The sequence below is a fragment of the Panacagrimonas sp. genome (assembly GCF_965216805.1).
Lineage (GTDB): Bacteria > Pseudomonadota > Gammaproteobacteria > Nevskiales > Nevskiaceae > Panacagrimonas.
Genome location: NZ_CBDCGN010000002.1, coordinates 595,085 through 611,317, shown reverse-complemented (window position 1 = coordinate 611,317; position 16,233 = coordinate 595,085). Strand labels below are relative to the sequence as shown.

General features: G+C 66.9%; 12 protein-coding genes. 10 read left to right on the top strand and 2 right to left on the bottom strand.

The features are described from left to right. The first annotated feature begins 64 nt into the window (after window positions 1–64). Entirely contained in the window at window positions 65–748 is a 684-nt protein-coding gene (locus ACOOHP_RS02940; RefSeq protein ID WP_420464968.1) for a type 1 glutamine amidotransferase, read from the top strand. 61 nt (window positions 749–809) lie between these two features. Here ACOOHP_RS02940 and ACOOHP_RS02935 read toward each other — a convergent pair whose 3' ends face one another. Beyond that, window positions 810–1,931: a glycosyltransferase family protein gene (locus ACOOHP_RS02935; protein WP_420464967.1), complete on the bottom strand. Its 1,122-nt coding sequence runs from the start codon at window positions 1,929–1,931 to the stop codon at window positions 810–812. 167 nt (window positions 1,932–2,098) lie between these two features. Between ACOOHP_RS02935 and ACOOHP_RS02930 the strand changes: the two genes are divergently transcribed. The 6 genes from ACOOHP_RS02930 (at window position 2,099) to ACOOHP_RS02905 (ending at window position 9,068) form a co-directional block, all read left to right on the top strand. Next, window positions 2,099–2,863, top strand: a complete 765-nt coding sequence (locus ACOOHP_RS02930) for a TerC family protein (protein WP_420464966.1) — start codon at window positions 2,099–2,101, stop codon at window positions 2,861–2,863. Beyond that, a complete protein-coding gene (locus ACOOHP_RS02925; RefSeq protein WP_420464965.1) occupies window positions 2,860–3,243 on the top strand; it encodes a RidA family protein in 384 nt (127 codons plus the stop codon). The genes ACOOHP_RS02930 and ACOOHP_RS02925 overlap by 4 nt, the downstream gene beginning before the upstream one ends. An 82-nt stretch (window positions 3,244–3,325) precedes the next feature. Then, window positions 3,326–4,990: a hypothetical protein gene (locus ACOOHP_RS02920; protein ID WP_420464964.1), complete on the top strand. Its 1,665-nt coding sequence runs from the start codon at window positions 3,326–3,328 to the stop codon at window positions 4,988–4,990. Window positions 4,991–5,073: 83 nt separating this feature from the next. Beyond that, window positions 5,074–7,182, top strand: a complete 2,109-nt coding sequence (gene recG, locus ACOOHP_RS02915) for an ATP-dependent DNA helicase RecG (protein WP_420464963.1) — start codon at window positions 5,074–5,076, stop codon at window positions 7,180–7,182. A 165-nt stretch (window positions 7,183–7,347) separates the two neighbouring features. Further along, the gene (gene ubiA / locus ACOOHP_RS02910) at window positions 7,348–8,214 is read left to right on the top strand and encodes a 4-hydroxybenzoate octaprenyltransferase (protein WP_420464962.1); all 867 of its coding nucleotides are present in this window, start codon (window positions 7,348–7,350) and stop codon (window positions 8,212–8,214) included. After that, entirely contained in the window at window positions 8,211–9,068 is an 858-nt protein-coding gene (locus ACOOHP_RS02905; protein ID WP_420464961.1) for an alpha/beta hydrolase, read from the top strand. The genes ubiA and ACOOHP_RS02905 overlap by 4 nt, the downstream gene beginning before the upstream one ends. 184 nt (window positions 9,069–9,252) lie before the next feature. Here the strand turns inward: ACOOHP_RS02905 and rluD are convergent, their stop codons facing one another. Beyond that, on the bottom strand, window positions 9,253–10,293 hold the full coding sequence (rluD, locus tag ACOOHP_RS02900; RefSeq protein WP_420464960.1) for a 23S rRNA pseudouridine(1911/1915/1917) synthase RluD: 1,041 nt from the start codon (window positions 10,291–10,293) through the stop codon (window positions 9,253–9,255). A 47-nt stretch (window positions 10,294–10,340) separates the two neighbouring features. On the opposite strand from rluD, the gene ACOOHP_RS02895 reads away from it, so the two are divergent. The 3 genes from ACOOHP_RS02895 to hrpA all read left to right on the top strand — a co-directional run bounded on the left by ACOOHP_RS02895 (window position 10,341) and on the right by hrpA (window position 16,224). Continuing rightward, entirely contained in the window at window positions 10,341–11,531 is a 1,191-nt protein-coding gene (locus tag ACOOHP_RS02895) for an outer membrane protein assembly factor BamD (protein WP_420464959.1), read from the top strand. A 90-nt stretch (window positions 11,532–11,621) separates the two neighbouring features. After that, window positions 11,622–12,269: a YceH family protein gene (locus ACOOHP_RS02890; RefSeq protein ID WP_420464958.1), complete on the top strand. Its 648-nt coding sequence runs from the start codon at window positions 11,622–11,624 to the stop codon at window positions 12,267–12,269. Between the two features lie 94 nt (window positions 12,270–12,363). Next, complete coding sequence (hrpA, locus tag ACOOHP_RS02885; RefSeq protein WP_420464957.1) at window positions 12,364–16,224, top strand: ATP-dependent RNA helicase HrpA; 3,861 nt, start codon at window positions 12,364–12,366, stop codon at window positions 16,222–16,224. The last annotated feature ends 9 nt before the right edge of the window (window positions 16,225–16,233 follow it).

Below are 16,233 nucleotides of genomic sequence, written 5' to 3'. Positions count from 1 at the left end.
ACGAAAGCGGTGGCCGGCGGCGGGACCCGGCACACTACGCCGCACCCCTGCCCGCCGGCCGATCATGCGCATCCACTGGCTGCAACACGCCGACCACGAAGACCCCGGCTGCATCACGCCCTGGCTGGCGCAACGCGATGCCAAAGTCGGCAAGACCTGCCTGCCGGCGGGCGATACGCTGCCGTCGGTCGACGCCTTCGACGCCCTGATCGTCATGGGTGGGCCGATGAACATCTACGAGCATGCCGAGCATCCCTGGCTGGCGCCGGAGAAGCGCTTCATCCGCGCCGCCATCGAGGCGCAGCGCAGGGTGCTGGGCATCTGCCTGGGCTCGCAGCTGATCGCCGACGTGCTGGGCGCGCCGGTGACGCGCAACCCCCACCCCGAGATCGGCTGGTTCGACGTCAGGCTCAACACTCAGGGCCAAGCCCATCCGCTGTTCGCCGACTGGCCGCAGACCTTCGAGGCTTTTCACTGGCATGGAGATACTTTCGCCATTCCACCCGGTGCGCAGAACTTGGCCTGCAGCGATGCCTGCGCGCACCAGGCCTTCGTCTACGGCCACCACGTGCTGGGTCTGCAGTTCCACCTGGAGGTCACCGCGGCCGACGCGCGGCGCTGGTACCAGGTGAATACCCCGGCGCCCGAAACCTACGTGCAGGCGCCCGATCGGGTGCTGCCGCGTCTGGATGCCTTTGCGCTCAACAATCGCCTGATGTGCCGGCTGCTGGAACGCTTTCTGGGCTGAGCGTGTCGTTCGGCCCGCACGACGGGCTGCACCGCGTGCCGCTGGCGAACGCCGCGCCCGCTCAGGCGCGCACGGTCTGCGGCTGGCCCAGACGTTTGCCGGTACGCCGACGCGCTGGTTTCTGCTGCATCAATTCGCCGATGAAACGGTGCAGGGTTTCGACCGCCTCGGCGCGACCGTCGCGCGCGTGTTCGCTCATGTGGGCGCGATAGCTGTCGTCGTGGCCCAGGAAGCGATCGACATCGCTGGGCGTCAGGCGATTGAGTTCGGCGCGCATGCCGACACCCATGCGCTCGATCAGGTGCGCGTTGAGGCGCTGCTCGAAAGCGTCTTCAGGGAGCGCCAGGATCGGCTTGCCGAAGTGGATCGCCTCGCCGATGGTCTGGTTGCCGGCGGTGCTGATCACCGCACGGCACGACGCCAGATCGTGCACGAACCACTCGTTGCTGGGCGCGCGAAAATCCAGGTTCTCGACCTTGCCGCGGTAGGGGGTTCCGTAGATCACCACCGGCAGGTCCAGCAGGCGCAGCGCGCGGTCGATGTGCGGCCGGTACTGATGCTCGCCCTTGTTGAAGTAGCACAGCAGGTGTTCGCCGGTGGTCGCCCTGGCCCGCAGCACCTCGTCGCGCAGCATGGGCCCGACGATGCGCACGCCCGGATACGCCGGCTCGGCCTGGTAGAAGCTGGAGATGAGAATGCGTTCGGGTACGCCCATCAGCGCGCGATAGCCGAACGCATCGCGCATGCCCAGCGCCCACAAGTCGGGCGGGAAGTGCGGCTTGCAATAGGCCAGAATGCCGACGTGATCGAAGCTGATTCGCGGCAGCTTCAACCGCTGCGCCACGCGGTGCGTCCAGGCCTCGGAGTCCGAGATCACCAACTGGATGCCACGATCCTTAAACTCGCGCTCGACCTGATCCATGCCCGGCCCGCCCAGCAGCAGATCGGCCATCGGCCCCAGATTGTCGCTGACCGTGCGCGGCAGACTGTGACCTCCGCGGTCGTTGTAGCGATACCCGATCATGGGAATGCGTACGGTCGGGAACTTCGGCGCCAGCACCTCGTAGGCGTCGCCAGCGGTGAACACGGTGACTTGGTGTTCCTTCATCAATTCGGGCAGCACACTCATCGTGCGCATGGCGTGTCCGCGTCCGTAGCCCATCACGCCCCAGGCGATTCTCATGGCTGACCTCCGCCGATACCTTTCATACCTCCCGCAGGCTAGGGCGAAGCGATAAAAACCCCGTGACGACGCGGTGAAGCTTCCGTGACAGCGCCGCCAGCCAAGCCGCCCGCGCAAGACCGCGGCACCGCTATCATGGTCGCCGCTCAGCCAACCTGCGAACTCCCATGGACGCTCTTCTGCAGCCCGAACTCTGGGCTGCGCTGTTGACCCTGACCGCCCTGGAAATCGTCCTGGGCATCGACAACATCATCTTCATCTCCATCATCGTCTCCAAGCTGCCGGCGCATCAGCAGGCGCGGGCGCGCACCCTGGGCCTGGCCGGTGCGCTGTTCACCCGCGTGGGCCTGCTGTTCTCGCTGGCGTGGATGGCCAGCCTGGTGAAACCACTGTTCAGCCTGATGGAGTTCGCCGTCTCCGGCCGCGACCTGGTGCTGTTCTTCGGCGGCCTGTTCCTGCTGTGGAAAGCCACCACCGAGATTCACGAATCGCTGGAAGGCGGCGACGACGAAGGCATGGTCAAAGTACCGCGACGCGGTATCACTTATCTGGGCGCGATCGTGCAGATCATGATCCTGGACATCGTGTTCTCGCTGGACTCGGTGATCACCGCGGTGGGCATGACCGACAACCTGCCGATCATGGTCACCGCCATCACCATCGCCATCATCACCATGATGTTCTTTGCCGGACCGCTGTCGCGTTTTGTCGATGCGCATCCGACGGTGAAGGTGCTGGCGCTGGCCTTCCTGATCATGGTCGGCGGCGCACTGGTGGCGGAAAGCCTGCACTTCCACATTCCCAAGGGCTATCTGTACTTCGCCATGGCGTTCTCGGTCGGCGTGGAGATGGTCAATCTCAAGATGCGCAAGAGCGTCGACCGACGCCGGCCGCGCAGCACCGAACCACCAGAAAGCCGGAGCCCGACATGAGCCGACAGATCATCCACACCGATCGAGCACCCGCCGCCATCGGCACCTACTCGCAGGCGGTGCGCTGCGGCCAGACGGTGTTCCTGTCCGGCCAGATTCCGCTGGACCCCAAGACCATGGAGATGCGTAACACCAGCATCGAGGACGAGATTCACCAAGTCTTCGCCAATCTGCGCGCGGTGGCCGAAGCCGCGGGCGGGTCGCTGGCTCAGATCGCCAAGCTCGGCATTTTCCTGACCGACCTGGCGCACTTCGCCAAGGTCAACGAGATCATGGGACAGTATTTCCAGCAGCCCTACCCCGCGCGTGCCGCGGTAGGTGTGGCAGCGCTGCCCAAGGGCGCACGGGTCGAAGCCGATGCCGTCATGGTGCTCGACTGACATCCACGCGTGCAGTGAGCTGCTGCTGCGAGCCGCCGCAGACACCGATTGAGGTCGATCGATACCAGGGGGAACCCTTCGCATGTCGTACGAGTACAACCCCGAATCCAGCCGCTTCAACCTGCCGAATCCGCACCGCATCGAGAACGCGGTGCTCGGCACGCTGGCCGCGGTGCTGGTGATTGGCGGCATCAGCTCGCTGTATGCGGCCAAGACCGCGCTGGCGGCAAAGGACACTGCGACCACCCTGCTGGCGCTGCTGCTGGGGCTGTCGCTGCTGGGCTACGGCGTGTGGGCGGTGGCGCGCATTTTGAGGCAGTTCACGTTCTGGTTCGGCCGCGACCAGCCCGGCGGCTTTCGCGACGACCAGGACCTGCGCCAGACCATCCGCCAGAACGCCATCGCTTTCCCCACGCCGACCAGCGCGTCGGACCAGTTGCTGTACCGCATGGTGCCCAACCTGGTGTTTTCGCCACGGCCGGTGCAGTTCCGGGCGCGCCAGCAGTTCAACAACATGCTGGTACTGGCGGGCATCGGCCTGTGCTATCTGGTGGCCACCGTCGGCGGCGTCGCGGTGAATATTTCGGGCTGGGTGAATCTGCTGTTCTTCGTGCTGATCTCGGCGTTCATTCTGTTGCCGATCGCCGAGCGCGGGCGCAAGCTCGTATTCACGCCACTGCACCTGATCGTGCTGCTGGCGTTGTCGATCCTGGGGCCCACCGCCCTAGGGCTGCTGGGTGCCAATCTGCCCGCCGCGCCGACCGTCCTCAATTTCGCGGTGCTCAACGCCGTGGCATTGAGCCTGGCGCTGTTGATCAACGGCATGATCATCGCAGCGCTGCTCAGCATGGTGATGGTGCCGGAACGAATCAACAGTGCGAATTCCCTGACCCGGGCGTCGATGAACGCCCACCCGAGGCAACTCGTGGTGGAGTTCTACCGCATCATGCAGGAGCACTGGGTCGAACGGATTCCCAACCGCGAGATCGTCCGCGAAGAGCCGGTGGTGGACGCCGACGCCGGAAAATTCCGCGCCGACGTGGTGGAGGAAACCCAGCCGGTGCCGCGCGATTCCGGACTGCTGCGCTTTGCCGATGCGCTGCGCCTGCGCGAGTACCGGTTTCTGACGCTGCTGGATCTGCTGGCGCTGGGGATCGGCAGTGCCGGCGCCATCTATCTGGCCGTCAACGCCCACCGCGATGGCCCGATGAGTTACACCGGCCTGCTGGTGTCGATCCAGATGGTGGTGATCAGCCTGTATGCGTTTTCGATCAGCAATTTTCTGTGGCGACGCTTCGAGTTCAGCTCGCGCGCCTACTGGCTGGAGATCGACGGCAACTACCAGAAGTCGCAGGTCGACTATGGACGCACCCTGGAAGACACCATCAAGACCACCAAGCACGTGATCAACATCGAGGACATGACCGTGCGCCTGTGGGTGGCGGATCTGTTCTCGGTGTGCTTCGACGTCAACGATCCGCGCGATCTGATCTCCATGGCCGGCGTTCCCGACGAGGCCGAGCGCATCGGCAACCTGCTAGTCGAGTTTGCCGCCGACCAGCGCATCTTCGTGGCACCGACCTCCAACCGCGACGCTGCCGCGCTCAACCAGATGGGCGCCCTCAACCGTGCCTCGGTGTCCGGCGCCGCGCTGACCCGCAGCAACGACGACACCCGCGCCGCTGCGGTGCTGGAGCAGAACGCGCAGGGACAGGAGCGACCCGAAGAACCCAAGGCGCCGGGTTGAGCCAAGCACCGAAGGCAACAGCGCAGCGTGCGGCGCACCCACGTGACCAAGCGCGCCGCCACGAGGCCGCCAATACTCCCGGCATGACCCGCTCCAGCAACTCCCGCGACACCCGATCCGGGCTGCCACCAGCGCTGGCGCTGTCGACCGAACTCACCTATCTCAAGGGCGCCGGGCCGCAGGCGGCCTCCGCCCTGCGCGCGCTGGACCTGCACACGGTGGGCGACCTGCTGTTCCACCTGCCGCTGCGCTACGAAGACCGGCGCCATGTCACGCCGCTGGCCGATCTGCGCGAGGGCATGGAAGCCCTGGCGCGCGGCAGAGTGGAAGTGGCGGAGGTGCGTTTCTCGCCGCGCCGCATGCTGCTGGTGGCCGTAGACGACGGCGGCCACGGCCTGCTGCTGCGCTTCTTCCATTTCAACGAGGCGCAGCGCTCGGGCTTTGTCCGGGGCCGGCAGATCCAGGTCTTCGGCAGCGTTCGCGCCGGTCGCAACGGACTGGAAATGGTGCACCCGGAGTACCAGTGGGTGGACGGTGACGATGCGCCCGTTCTCGACACCCGGCTCACGCCGGTCTACCCCCTCACCGCCGGCATGACCCAGCCGCGCCTGCGTCGCCTGATCGCGCAGGCGCTGGACACTGCGGCCAGGGACAGCAGCCTCAGCCGTGCCCTGCCCGGCCTGGGCCCGCAGCAGACCCTGCACGCACTGAACGCCATCCATCGACCGGAGGGCGACGCAGATGCGCAGGCCCTGCAGGCACTGCGCCACCCCGCCCAGGTACACCTGATCCGCGAGGAACTGCTGGCGCACCAGTTGTGCATGCGCCTGCTGCGCAGGCAGATCCGCGAACGTCCCGCGCCGGGGCTGGCCGACCTCGACGGCGCCCGCGACGCGCTGTGCGCGCAACTGCCGTTCGCGCTCACCGAGGCGCAGCAGCGGGTGCTGCAGGAACTGGCGCAAGACCTGGCCGGCCCGCGCCCGATGCTGCGCCTGGTGCAGGGCGATGTCGGCTCGGGCAAGACGGTGGTCGCCGCCATCGCGATGCTGGCCGCCGCGCGTGCCGGCTTGCAGTCGGCTCTGGTGGCACCAACCGAACTGCTGGCCGAACAGCACCACGCCAACCTGCAACGCTGGCTGGCACCGCTGGGCATCGAGCCGGTGCTGATCACCGGCAAGCTGCGCAAGCGCGAGCGCGAAACACGCAGCCAGCTTGTCACCTCCGGCGAGGCGGCGGTGGTGGTGGGCACCCACGCGGTGTTCCAGGTCGGGATGACGTTCGCGCGCTTGGCGCTGGCGGTGGTGGACGAGCAGCACCGCTTTGGCGTGCAGCAGCGCATTGCACTACGCGACAAGGGCCCTGCCGGCCTGACCCCGCACCAGTTGGTGATGTCGGCCACCCCGATTCCGCGCACGCTGGCGCAGACGCTGTACGCCGATCTCGATGTCTCGGTGATCGACGAACTACCACCTGGCCGTACGCCGATCACCACCGCCGTGATCGGCCACTCCAGGCGTGACGAGGTGCTGGCCCGCATCGGTGCGGCCTGCCGCGAAGGACGACAGGTGTACTGGGTGTGCACCCTGATCGAAGAGAACGACGAGATCGAAGCGCAGGCCGCTGCCATCACCGCCGAAAAACTGCGCGAGGCGCTGCCCGACCTGCGCATCGGCCTGGTCCATGGCCGGCTCAAGGCCGAGCAGAAAGAAGCCGAGATGCGCGACTTCAAGGACAACCGCACGCAGTTGCTGGTGGCCACCACCGTGATCGAGGTGGGCGTAGACGTGCCCAATGCCAGCATCATGGTCATCGACAACGCCGAGCGCCTGGGCTTGTCGCAGTTGCACCAGTTGCGCGGGCGGGTCGGTCGCGGCAGTCGCGCCAGCCAGTGCGTGCTGCTGTACCAGCCACCGCTGTCGCAGGCCGCGCGTGCGCGCCTGGAAACCATGCGCACCACTACCGACGGCTTTCGCATCGCCCAGGCCGATCTCGAATTGCGCGGCCCTGGCGAGCTGCTGGGCCGGCGCCAGACCGGCCTGATCGGCCTGAAGATCGCCGACCCGGTGCGCGACGCCGCACTGATCCCGCCGCTGCAGACCCTGGCCGACGACTGGCTGGAGCATCACGCTGGCGAAGCGCAAAGCCTGATCCGGCGCTGGGTCGGGGATGTGGAGCGTTATGCGCGGGTGTGACGATTCGAAAGCATCACGCAAAGGCGCAGAGAAAAACGCAGAGACGCAGAGAAAAACGCAGAGACGCAAAACACCGCAAAACACAAAGTAAAGAAGCATCCACCGATACTTTGCGCCCTTGCGCTTCTCTTCGCGCCTTTGCGTGATTCTTGAAAATTTTTGCGAATGGCTCGAACCCTGAACGCCCGACTCCCCCACTACTGGCGCCTGATGCGTATGCATCGGCCGATCGGCATCTGGCTGTTGCTGTGGCCGACGCTGTGGGCGTTGTGGCTTGCGGCCAACGGCCCGCCGTCGCTGCACGTGTTCGTGGTCTTCGTACTGGGCACGGTGCTGATGCGCGCCGCCGGGTGCGTGATCAACGACGTGGCGGATCGCAATTTCGACCCGCATGTCGTACGCACCCGCGACCGCCCCATCGCCGCCGGTCTGGTGAGCGTGCGCGAGGCCATGATCCTGTTTGCGCTGCTGTGCAGCCTCGCGTTGGCTCTGGTGCTGAGCCTGCAAAATCTGCACGTGGTGCTGCTGAGCGTACCGGCGGTGGTGCTGGCGGCCTTGTATCCATTCACCAAGCGCTGGATCGCGATGCCGCAGGCGGTGTTGGGGCTGGCATTCTCCTGGGGCATCCCGATGGCCTTCGCAGCCGTATTGGATAGCGTCCCCTGGAATACCGTCTTACTGCTGATGATCGCCAATGTTTGCTGGGTGGTGGCCTACGACACGTTCTACGCCATGGCGGATCGCGACGATGACGTGAAGATCGGGGTGAAATCCTCCGCCATCTTTTTTGGCGACCACGACCGCATCATCACCGCTGCGCTGCAGCTGGCGGCACTGAGCCTGCTGGCGCTCGCCGGTGTCGGGCTCGGCCCGGCGTGGTGGCTGGGCCTGCTGGTGGCAAGCACCCTGGCGCTGCATCAACAGTGGCAGATTCGCGAGCGCGATCCCGCCGCTTGCTTCAAAGCCTTTCTGGCCAACCACTATTTCGGCGCCGCGATCTTCGTGGGCCTGTCCCTGGACCTGATGCTGTGAGCACTTTCTCGCGTTTACATTCGCTGCTGTCGGGTCTGGGCTTTCTGCTGGTGGGCTGCAGCAGCCACGTCGGCAAACCCGACGCCCCCGCGCCGACGCCGGTATCCACCCAATACGATCTCACTCGCGACGTGGCGTTTTCACCCGAGGGCTGGCCGCAGCGCCTGCTGGCGGACGTCTACATTCCGCGCGGCGACGGCCCCTGGCCGGGTGTGCTGCTGATCTACGGCGGCGGCTGGGAAGGCGGCGACCGCGAGCAGGTGGAATCCATCGCCGAGCGCCTGGCCCGGCGCGGCTTCGTGGTGTTCAGTGCCAGCTATCGCTTTGCGCCGCAGTATCGTTACCCGGCACAGTTCGAGGATGTGCGCCTGGCCTACGACTGGATGCGCACACATGCCGACGAGTACCGCCTGAAGGCGGATCGCATCGGCACCTGGGGTTATTCCGCCGGTGCGCATCTGGCCGCTCTGCTGGGCACGGTGACGGCTGACGGACAATCGCGCCCGGCTGCCGTCGTCGCCGGCGGCATTCCCAGCGACCTGACCAAGTTCCCCGGCGGCAAGCTGGTGCCGCAACTGCTGGGCACCAGCCTGCAGGAGAATCCGGAGCTGTTTCGCCGGGCCTCGCCGTTTCACCACGTCAGCCCCGACGACTCACCGCACTTCATTTATCACGGCGGCTCGGACCTGCTGGTCTCGGTCGACCATGCCGAGGACTACCACGCAGCGCTGGTCACCGCCGGGGTGCGCAGCGAGCTGTTCATCCTGCGCGGCCGCGGGCACATCACCGCGTTCCTGACCGACGGTCCGGCGTTCGAGGCAGGGGCGGCGTTCCTGGACCGCGAGCTGCGGTGACTTCTTGCCACGGATGCACACCGATCGACACGGGTTGAAGCCGAAAAGGTTTATGCCGCGGATTGCGCAGACGAACGCCGATCCACGCGAATCACCGTAGCTTTATCCGTGTTCATCCACGTCATCCGTGGTCCGTGCGTCCGCTTTCATCGGTGTGGATCCGTTTGCATCCGTGGCCGAAAAATCAGCCCGCCCGCAGCGCCGCGATCAGCGCCTGCATGTCCTCCGGCATCTCGGCCGCCGCGCACAGGGCTTCGCCGGTGATGGGGTGATCGAAAGCCAGTTCGCGCGCATGCAGAGCCTGCCTTCGGAAGCCCTGCAGCACGGCTCGAGTCGGCTCGGATAATCCGGCGCCGCGCGCGCCGCCGCCGCCATAGAGCGCATCGCCCACCAGCGGCATGCGCTGATACGCCAGATGCACGCGAATCTGGTGGGTGCGGCCGGTTTCCAGGCGCACCCGCAAATGGGTGTGATGGGTAAAGCGTTCGTGGATGCGAAAATGCGTGACCGCATCGCGGCCGCCTTCGACCACCGCCATCTTGAGCCGGTCGCGCGGGCTGCGGCCGATCGGCTCGTCGATGGTGGTGCCGCTCACCGGCGTGCCGTTGATCACCGCATCGTATTCGCGACGAATCTCGCGGCGCGCCAGCATCGCCACCAGACGCGTGTGCGCCGGCAGGCTCAATGCCACCGCCAGTAGTCCCGAGGTGTCCTTGTCGAGCCGGTGCACGATGCCGGCGCGCGGCACCAAGGCGGTCTGCGCAAAGCGATGCAGCAGGCCATTCTGCAGGGTACCGTCCGCCTGACCGGCCCCCGGATGCGTGGTAAGGCCGGCCGGCTTGTGCACGATCGCCAGATGCTCGTCGGCGTACAGCACGTCGAAGGCGATGGCCTGCGGCAGCACGCGAAAATCGGGTTCCGCCACCGGCTCCAGTTCCAGCAAGTCGCCAACGGCAACGGCGACCCGCGCGCGCTCGGCCGCAGCCCCGTTAAGTCGCAAGCGGCCCTGCTCGATCCATACCTGCAAGCGCGAGCGCGACCAGTCGGGAAACAGCTTGGCGGCCACCGCGTCCAGCCGCTGACCGGCAAGGCGCTCGGGAACCCGCACCGGGTCGGGGCAGTCTGCAGAGTTCTCGTCCGGTCCCGAATCCGGTTCCAGGTCCGCTTCCAACGCGCCATGGTCCGGCGCATTGCCGTCGGGCTCGCCCGGCCCGTGAGTGGTCATCGGCTATACTCGTGCACGTTTTTTGCCCAGTGTTCCTGCCTCAACAAATGAAGAATCTGTCGCTACTGGTGGCGATCCTCGCCGTTTCCGTAACTGCGTGCAGTTCCAGCCCCAAGAAGGAAGGGGACGAAACCGATCGCGAGCGATCCGAACGCACGGAGGCCGACCGCCCCAGCGTGTTTTCGGAGAGCGACAACCCGTTGGCGAAGCGGCGCGAAGAAGCGCGGCTGGCGGCCTTGAGTGCCGAGCAATTGTACCGACGTGCTCGCGTTGCGCTGGACAGTTCCGACTTCACCAGCGCAATCGAGAGCTACGACCGCCTGTCGACCCAGCATCCGTTTTCGCCCTTTGCCACCCAGGGCGAGCTCGAGCGCATCTATTCGCTATATCGCAATTTCGAACCCGATCTGGCGCTGTCCGCCGCCGATCGTTTCCTGCGCGAACACCCTCGCCACCCGGAAGTGGACTACATCTACTACCTCAAGGGCCTGGTGAACTATCACCGCGAAGAGGGCGGCCTGGCGATCCTGCCGGTGGACGAGACCAAGTCCGACGTCACCAGCCAGCGACGCGCGTTCGACGATTTCTCGCTGCTGATCCAGCGCTTCCCCGACAGCCCTTATGCGGGCGATTCCTACGACCGCATGGTCTTCATCCGCAACCGCATCGCGGCGCACGAATTGCACGTGGTCGACTTCTACGTCCGTCGCGGCGCCTACGTGGCGGCGGCCAAGCGCGCCGAGCAGATCATCGGCCAGTACCCGGGCACGCCCGCCAGTTATCGCGCGCTGCAGTTGCTGGTCAGGTGCTACGAACTGGCCGGGCTGGAGCTGCAGGCACAGGACGCCCGGGCCTTGCTGGAGGCGCAGAAGCGGCCGGTGATGGTGTCGGAAATCTCGTCGAGCGGCGCACTCGCAGCCGCCGAGGCAGCGGCGCCGGTCCAGGATTCGGATACCGGCTTTCTGGCCAAGCTGGCCGGGCTGTTCTCGCCGTTCGACAGCAGCGAGTCGGACGGGCTGGAGATGGTGCTGCCCGCACCGGCCGAGGAGCGTAGCGACGCGGACCCGGCCAGCGCAGACCCGGCGACCGCCGACAGTGCGATCGAACCCGTCAACCCCGATCCGACCGCGCAGGCGTCCGAGCCCGGCAAACAGCTCGAAGTGTTCTACGAGCCCTATGAAGACGACGACGAAGCGGCCGCAGACGACGATGCCGAGACCCCGGCCGCGCAGCCCTGATCGCCGCCACGCCGCGGCCGGTCCGCCGCCAGCTGCTGCCGTCCTGCCGTTGCGAACGGTGTCCCTGCCGCATCCCCCGCCGCGATCCCCATGAACCCAACCCTGACGGCAGTCCAGGCCAGAGTCATCGCCTGCCTGGTGGAAAAATCCATCACCACGCCGCAGTACTACCCGCTCAGCGTCAACGCGGTGGTCACCGCCTGCAATCAGAAATCCTCGCGCCAGCCGATCATGAACCTCAGCGAGGGCGAGGTCGGCGCCACCCTCAACCAGCTTGAGGAGCTGCGTCTGGCCAAGCGCGAGGACCAGATCAGCCGTGTGCCGAAGTGGCGCCATCGCTTTCAGCACGAACTGCTGCTCAAGGATGCGCCGATGGCGGTGCTGGTCACCCTGATGCTGCGCGGCCCGCTGACCTTGGCCGAACTGCGTGCCAGCGCCGCGCCCATCAACGGCCCGGCCGACACCGCGGGCGTCCACGCCGCGCTGGAAGACCTGGCCGACCGCGCGCAGCCCCTGGTTGCCGGGCTGGCGCGCCAGCCCGGCCAGTCTGCGCAGCGCTACACGCAGTTAATCTGCCCGGACGCAGCCGAAGGCCTGCAGACCGGCGCCTTTGAAGCGGCACCGGCGCCGGAAGCGGGCGTGCCCTCGCTGACGCAGCGAGTAGCCTATCTGGAACAGCGCCTGGCCGAACTCGAACGCCAGCTCGGCGTCGAGCCGGCACCGCCTGCAGCGGGTTGAAGCCGCATCCATCGGTCGCAGGCGCGGGCGGTGCCGACAGTTCTGGACGCGGATGAACACGGATAAGCGAAAGACTGCAGGCGGCCGGACGAGGGTGCGCCAATCGCCCGGCACCGCCTCAGCCGAAACGTCTCCCAGCCACATCAACCTCAGCGACCTGCGCCAGCGCCTGGCGCATGCCGAGACCACCCTGAGCCTGCGCGACGCCACCCGACTGTCGCAGCAACTGCGGCGTGCCGACGCCAAGCGTTTTGATGCCGAGCGTTTCCTGCGCGATCTGGCCGCCGGTCTGCAGCGTAAGCGCGCGCGCGACGCGGCACGGCCCGCTCACATCGCCTACCCCGAGGAACTGCCGGTTGCGCAGGCCCGCGAAACCTTGCTGGAAGCCCTGCGCGACCATCAGGTGCTGATCGTGTGTGGCGAAACCGGGTCGGGCAAGACCACCCAGTTGCCCAAGCTGTGCCTGGAGCTGGGTCGCGGCACGCGCGGCCTGATCGGCCACACCCAGCCGCGCCGGTTGGCGGCGCGCAGCGTCGCGGCACGCATCGCCAGCGAGCTGAACAGCCCGGTGGGTGGACTGGTCGGTTTCGAGACGCGATTTGATCGCCGCGTGTCGGAAACCAGCCTCATCAAGCTGATGACCGACGGCATCCTGCTGGCCGAGCTGCAGCGCGACCGCGAGTTGTTGGCCTATGACACGATCATCATCGACGAGGCCCACGAGCGCAGTCTCAACATCGATTTCTTGCTGGGCTGGCTCAAGCGCCTGGCACCACGACGGCCGGATCTGAAGATCATCGTGACCTCCGCCACGCTCGATCCGGAGCGCCTGTCCCGGCATTTCAACGGCGCGCCCATCATCACCGTGGAAGGCCGCACCTACCCGGTGACGGTGCAGTACCGCGCCGACGCCGAAGAGATCGACACCGAGGACGCGGTGGCCGAGGCGATCGAACATCTCTGGTCCGGTGGCAAGCTCGGCGACGTCCTGGTGTTCCTGCCCGGCGAGCGCGAGATCAACGAACTCTCCCGCATGCTCAGTGGCCGCTTTCCACGTGCGCAGGTGTTGCCGCTGTATTCGCGACTGCCGGTCGCACAGCAGGACAAGGTGTTTTCCAGTGGCGGCCCGCCGCGCATCGTGCTGACCACCAACGTGGCCGAGACCTCGATCACGGTGCCCGGCATTCGTTATGTGGTGGACACCGGCACCGCGCGCATGAGCCGCTGGTCCACCCGCCTGGGCATTCAGCAACTGCACATTGAAGCGGTCAGCCAGGCTGCGGCCAACCAGCGTGCCGGACGCTGCGGGCGTATCGGCCCCGGCACCTGCGTGCGGCTGTACGCGGAAGACCAGTTCTCCGCGCGGCCAGCCTTCACCGACCCCGAGGTGCTGCGCGCCAACCTCGCCGGCGTGATTCTGCAGATGGCGATGCTCGGCCTGGGCGATGTGGAGGAATTCCCCTGGATCGAAGCACCGGACTCACGCCAGATCTCGGAAGGCTATCGGCTGCTGCAGACCCTGGGCGCGCTCGATGAGGAACGCGCGCTCGCGCCGCTGGGCCGCGAGCTGTCGCGCCTGCCGCTGGACCCGCGCGTCGCGCGCATCGCCCTGGCCGGGCGGGGTAGCGGCTGTGCGCGCGAAACCTGGGTGCTGGCGGCGGCGTTGTCGGTGCAGGACCCTCACGAAGTGCCGCCCGACGCGCAGGAACAGGCGCGCCAGAAGCATGCCGAGTGGCGCCACCCGCGCTCGGACTTCCTCACCCTGCTGCAGTTGTGGAACCGTTGGCAGCAGTGGGGAGAGGGCGCCTCCAACCGCCAGTTGCGCAAGCTGTGCAAATCCCACTACGTGTCCTACCTGCGCATGGAGGAATGGGAACTGGTGTATCGCCAGATCGTCGACCTGCTCGGCGAGCGCGAGGACCGCAAGGGCGCATTTGCAGCCACCCCCGAGGCCATCGAAAAACTGTACACGCCGCTGCACCAGGCGCTGCTCGCCGGGCTGGTGGATCACATCGGTCTCAAACTACCGGAAAGGCCTGAGTATCAAGGCCCGCGCGGGCGGCGCTTCAAGATTTTCCCGGGTTCGAAGATCGCCAGGAAATCGCCGCAATGGTTGATGTGCGCCGCTATCGTGCATACCAGCCAGGTGTTCGCGCGCACCTGCGCCGCCATCGAACCCGAATGGCTACTCACGGTGGCGCCGCATCTGGTCAAACGCACTGCGCTGCAGCCCGAGTGGAGCGCCGAACGGGGTGAAGTGAGCTGCACCGAGCACTTCCATATCTTCGGCATGCCGCTGATGACGCAGCAGCGTCACTACGGCAGCATCGACGCCGAAGGTGCCCGTCGGATCTTCCTGCTGGACGGACTGGTGCGCGGCGATATCCCGCACAAGCCGGCTTTTCTCAAGCACAACCTCGAACTCGCCGAGTCGGTGCGCGACAAGGAAGCGCGCCTGCGCCGGCCCGACCTGCTCGCCGACGAAGACCAGCTACTGGCCTGGTACGACCAGCGCATCCCACCGGGCCTGTGCACCGTGGCCGCGCTCAAGCGTTGGCTGGCGGTGCCGGGAAAGCGGCGCAACGAAGCGCTGCGCATGGGCGAGCCCGAACTGCTGCGTCCGGGCGCTGACAGCGACGTGCACAGCCTGTTTCCCGATCACCTGGACATCGGCGGCCAGCGTCTGCGCCTGAGTTATGCGCACGAACCCGGCGCCGAGCAGGACGGCGTGAGCTTCCACATCCCCATCGAGCATCTCTACGGCCTGCCGGCGGAACGCTTCGACTGGCTAGTGCCGGGCCTGCTGCCGGCACGCATCGAGGGCCTGATCCGCTCGCTGCCGCATCACCTGCGGCGCCAGTGCACGCCGGTGGCCGAGTACGCCACCGCGCTCGCCAACCGCATGTCGCCAACAAAGGGCGCGCTGCTGACGGCGATCTGCGCGCACTTCCAGGTCATGACCGGCGTGAAGCTCGAGCCCGACGACTTCGCGCCCGACAAGCTCGAAGCCCATCTGCGTCCACGCCTGGTGCTGGAAGATGCGCGCGGACGCGCAGTGGCGCAGGCGCAGAGCCTTGAGGACCTGCTGGTGTCCCAGGCCGGCAGCGTGCGCCAGGCGCTGGCCGCGGCAGCGCAGCGCGACGATGCCATCCGGCGCTGGATGCGCGACCCGGTGCTGGACTGGGATTTCGGCGATCTGCCCGAGTACGTGGTGCTGGCCAGCGGCGCGCGTGCCTGGCCGGCGCTGCAGGCCGCCGAGGGGCGACTGTTCCTCGGTCTGGTCGAGTCCGCCGACGCGGCTGCACAGGCGCATCAGCTGGGCGTGCGCGAGCTGCTGCTCAAGCGTCTCAATGATCGCGTCAAGGACCTGGTGCGCAGCGCGCGCACCCGCCTGGGCCTGGCGCTGATCGGTTCATCGATCACGCCCGAGACCCTGGCGCGCGCCATTGCCGAGCGTGCCGCCGGACAGGCCTGGGCACTGGATGCCATCCGCAGCCAGGACGCGTTCCAGACCGCGCAGCAGCACCGTGGCGAGTTCGGGCGCATCGTCGTCAAGCTGCTCGACGAGGCTTGCGAGTGGCTGATCGCCGCCGCCGAATTGCGCAAGCGCCTGCGCACCCTCGGTGAGGCCTGGCCGCAGGCGCAGGCCGACCTGCAAACCCAACTTGAGTCCCTGCTGATGCCGGACTTCGTCGCCGCCATCCCGGCCGCGCAATGGCCGCGCATCGGCACCTATCTGAAGGCGATGGGCGTGCGTCTGGATCGCCTGCCCAACAAGCCGCAGCGCGACCTGGAACTGAGCGCTCAATTGCAGCCCTGGATCGAACGCCTGCCCGGCCCCTGGCATGCGGCGCGCTGGGTGATCGAGGAATGGCGCGTGGCGCTGTTCGCGCAGGAGCTGCGCGCGCTGGGGTCGCCAAGCGCCGCCAAGGTACAGGACGCTCTGCGCGATTGACGCCCCGGC

What these genes read in the sequence shown, in the direction of transcription:
- ACOOHP_RS02890 (WP_420464958.1), top strand. Translation starts at nt 11,622, where the DNA reads ATGAACCCAACCCTGACGGCAGTCCAGGCCAGAGTCATCGCCTGCCTG.
- ACOOHP_RS02935 (WP_420464967.1), bottom strand. Translation starts at nt 1,931, where the DNA reads ATGAGAATCGCCTGGGGCGTGATGGGCTACGGACGCGGACACGCCATG.
- ACOOHP_RS02930 (WP_420464966.1), top strand. Translation starts at nt 2,099, where the DNA reads ATGGACGCTCTTCTGCAGCCCGAACTCTGGGCTGCGCTGTTGACCCTG.
- rluD (WP_420464960.1), bottom strand. Translation starts at nt 10,293, where the DNA reads ATGACCACTCACGGGCCGGGCGAGCCCGACGGCAATGCGCCGGACCAT.
- ACOOHP_RS02920 (WP_420464964.1), top strand. Translation starts at nt 3,326, where the DNA reads ATGTCGTACGAGTACAACCCCGAATCCAGCCGCTTCAACCTGCCGAAT.
- recG (WP_420464963.1), top strand. Translation starts at nt 5,074, where the DNA reads ATGACCCGCTCCAGCAACTCCCGCGACACCCGATCCGGGCTGCCACCA.
- ACOOHP_RS02925 (WP_420464965.1), top strand. Translation starts at nt 2,860, where the DNA reads ATGAGCCGACAGATCATCCACACCGATCGAGCACCCGCCGCCATCGGC.
- ACOOHP_RS02895 (WP_420464959.1), top strand. Translation starts at nt 10,341, where the DNA reads ATGAAGAATCTGTCGCTACTGGTGGCGATCCTCGCCGTTTCCGTAACT.
- ubiA (WP_420464962.1), top strand. Translation starts at nt 7,348, where the DNA reads ATGGCTCGAACCCTGAACGCCCGACTCCCCCACTACTGGCGCCTGATG.
- ACOOHP_RS02940 (WP_420464968.1), top strand. Translation starts at nt 65, where the DNA reads ATGCGCATCCACTGGCTGCAACACGCCGACCACGAAGACCCCGGCTGC.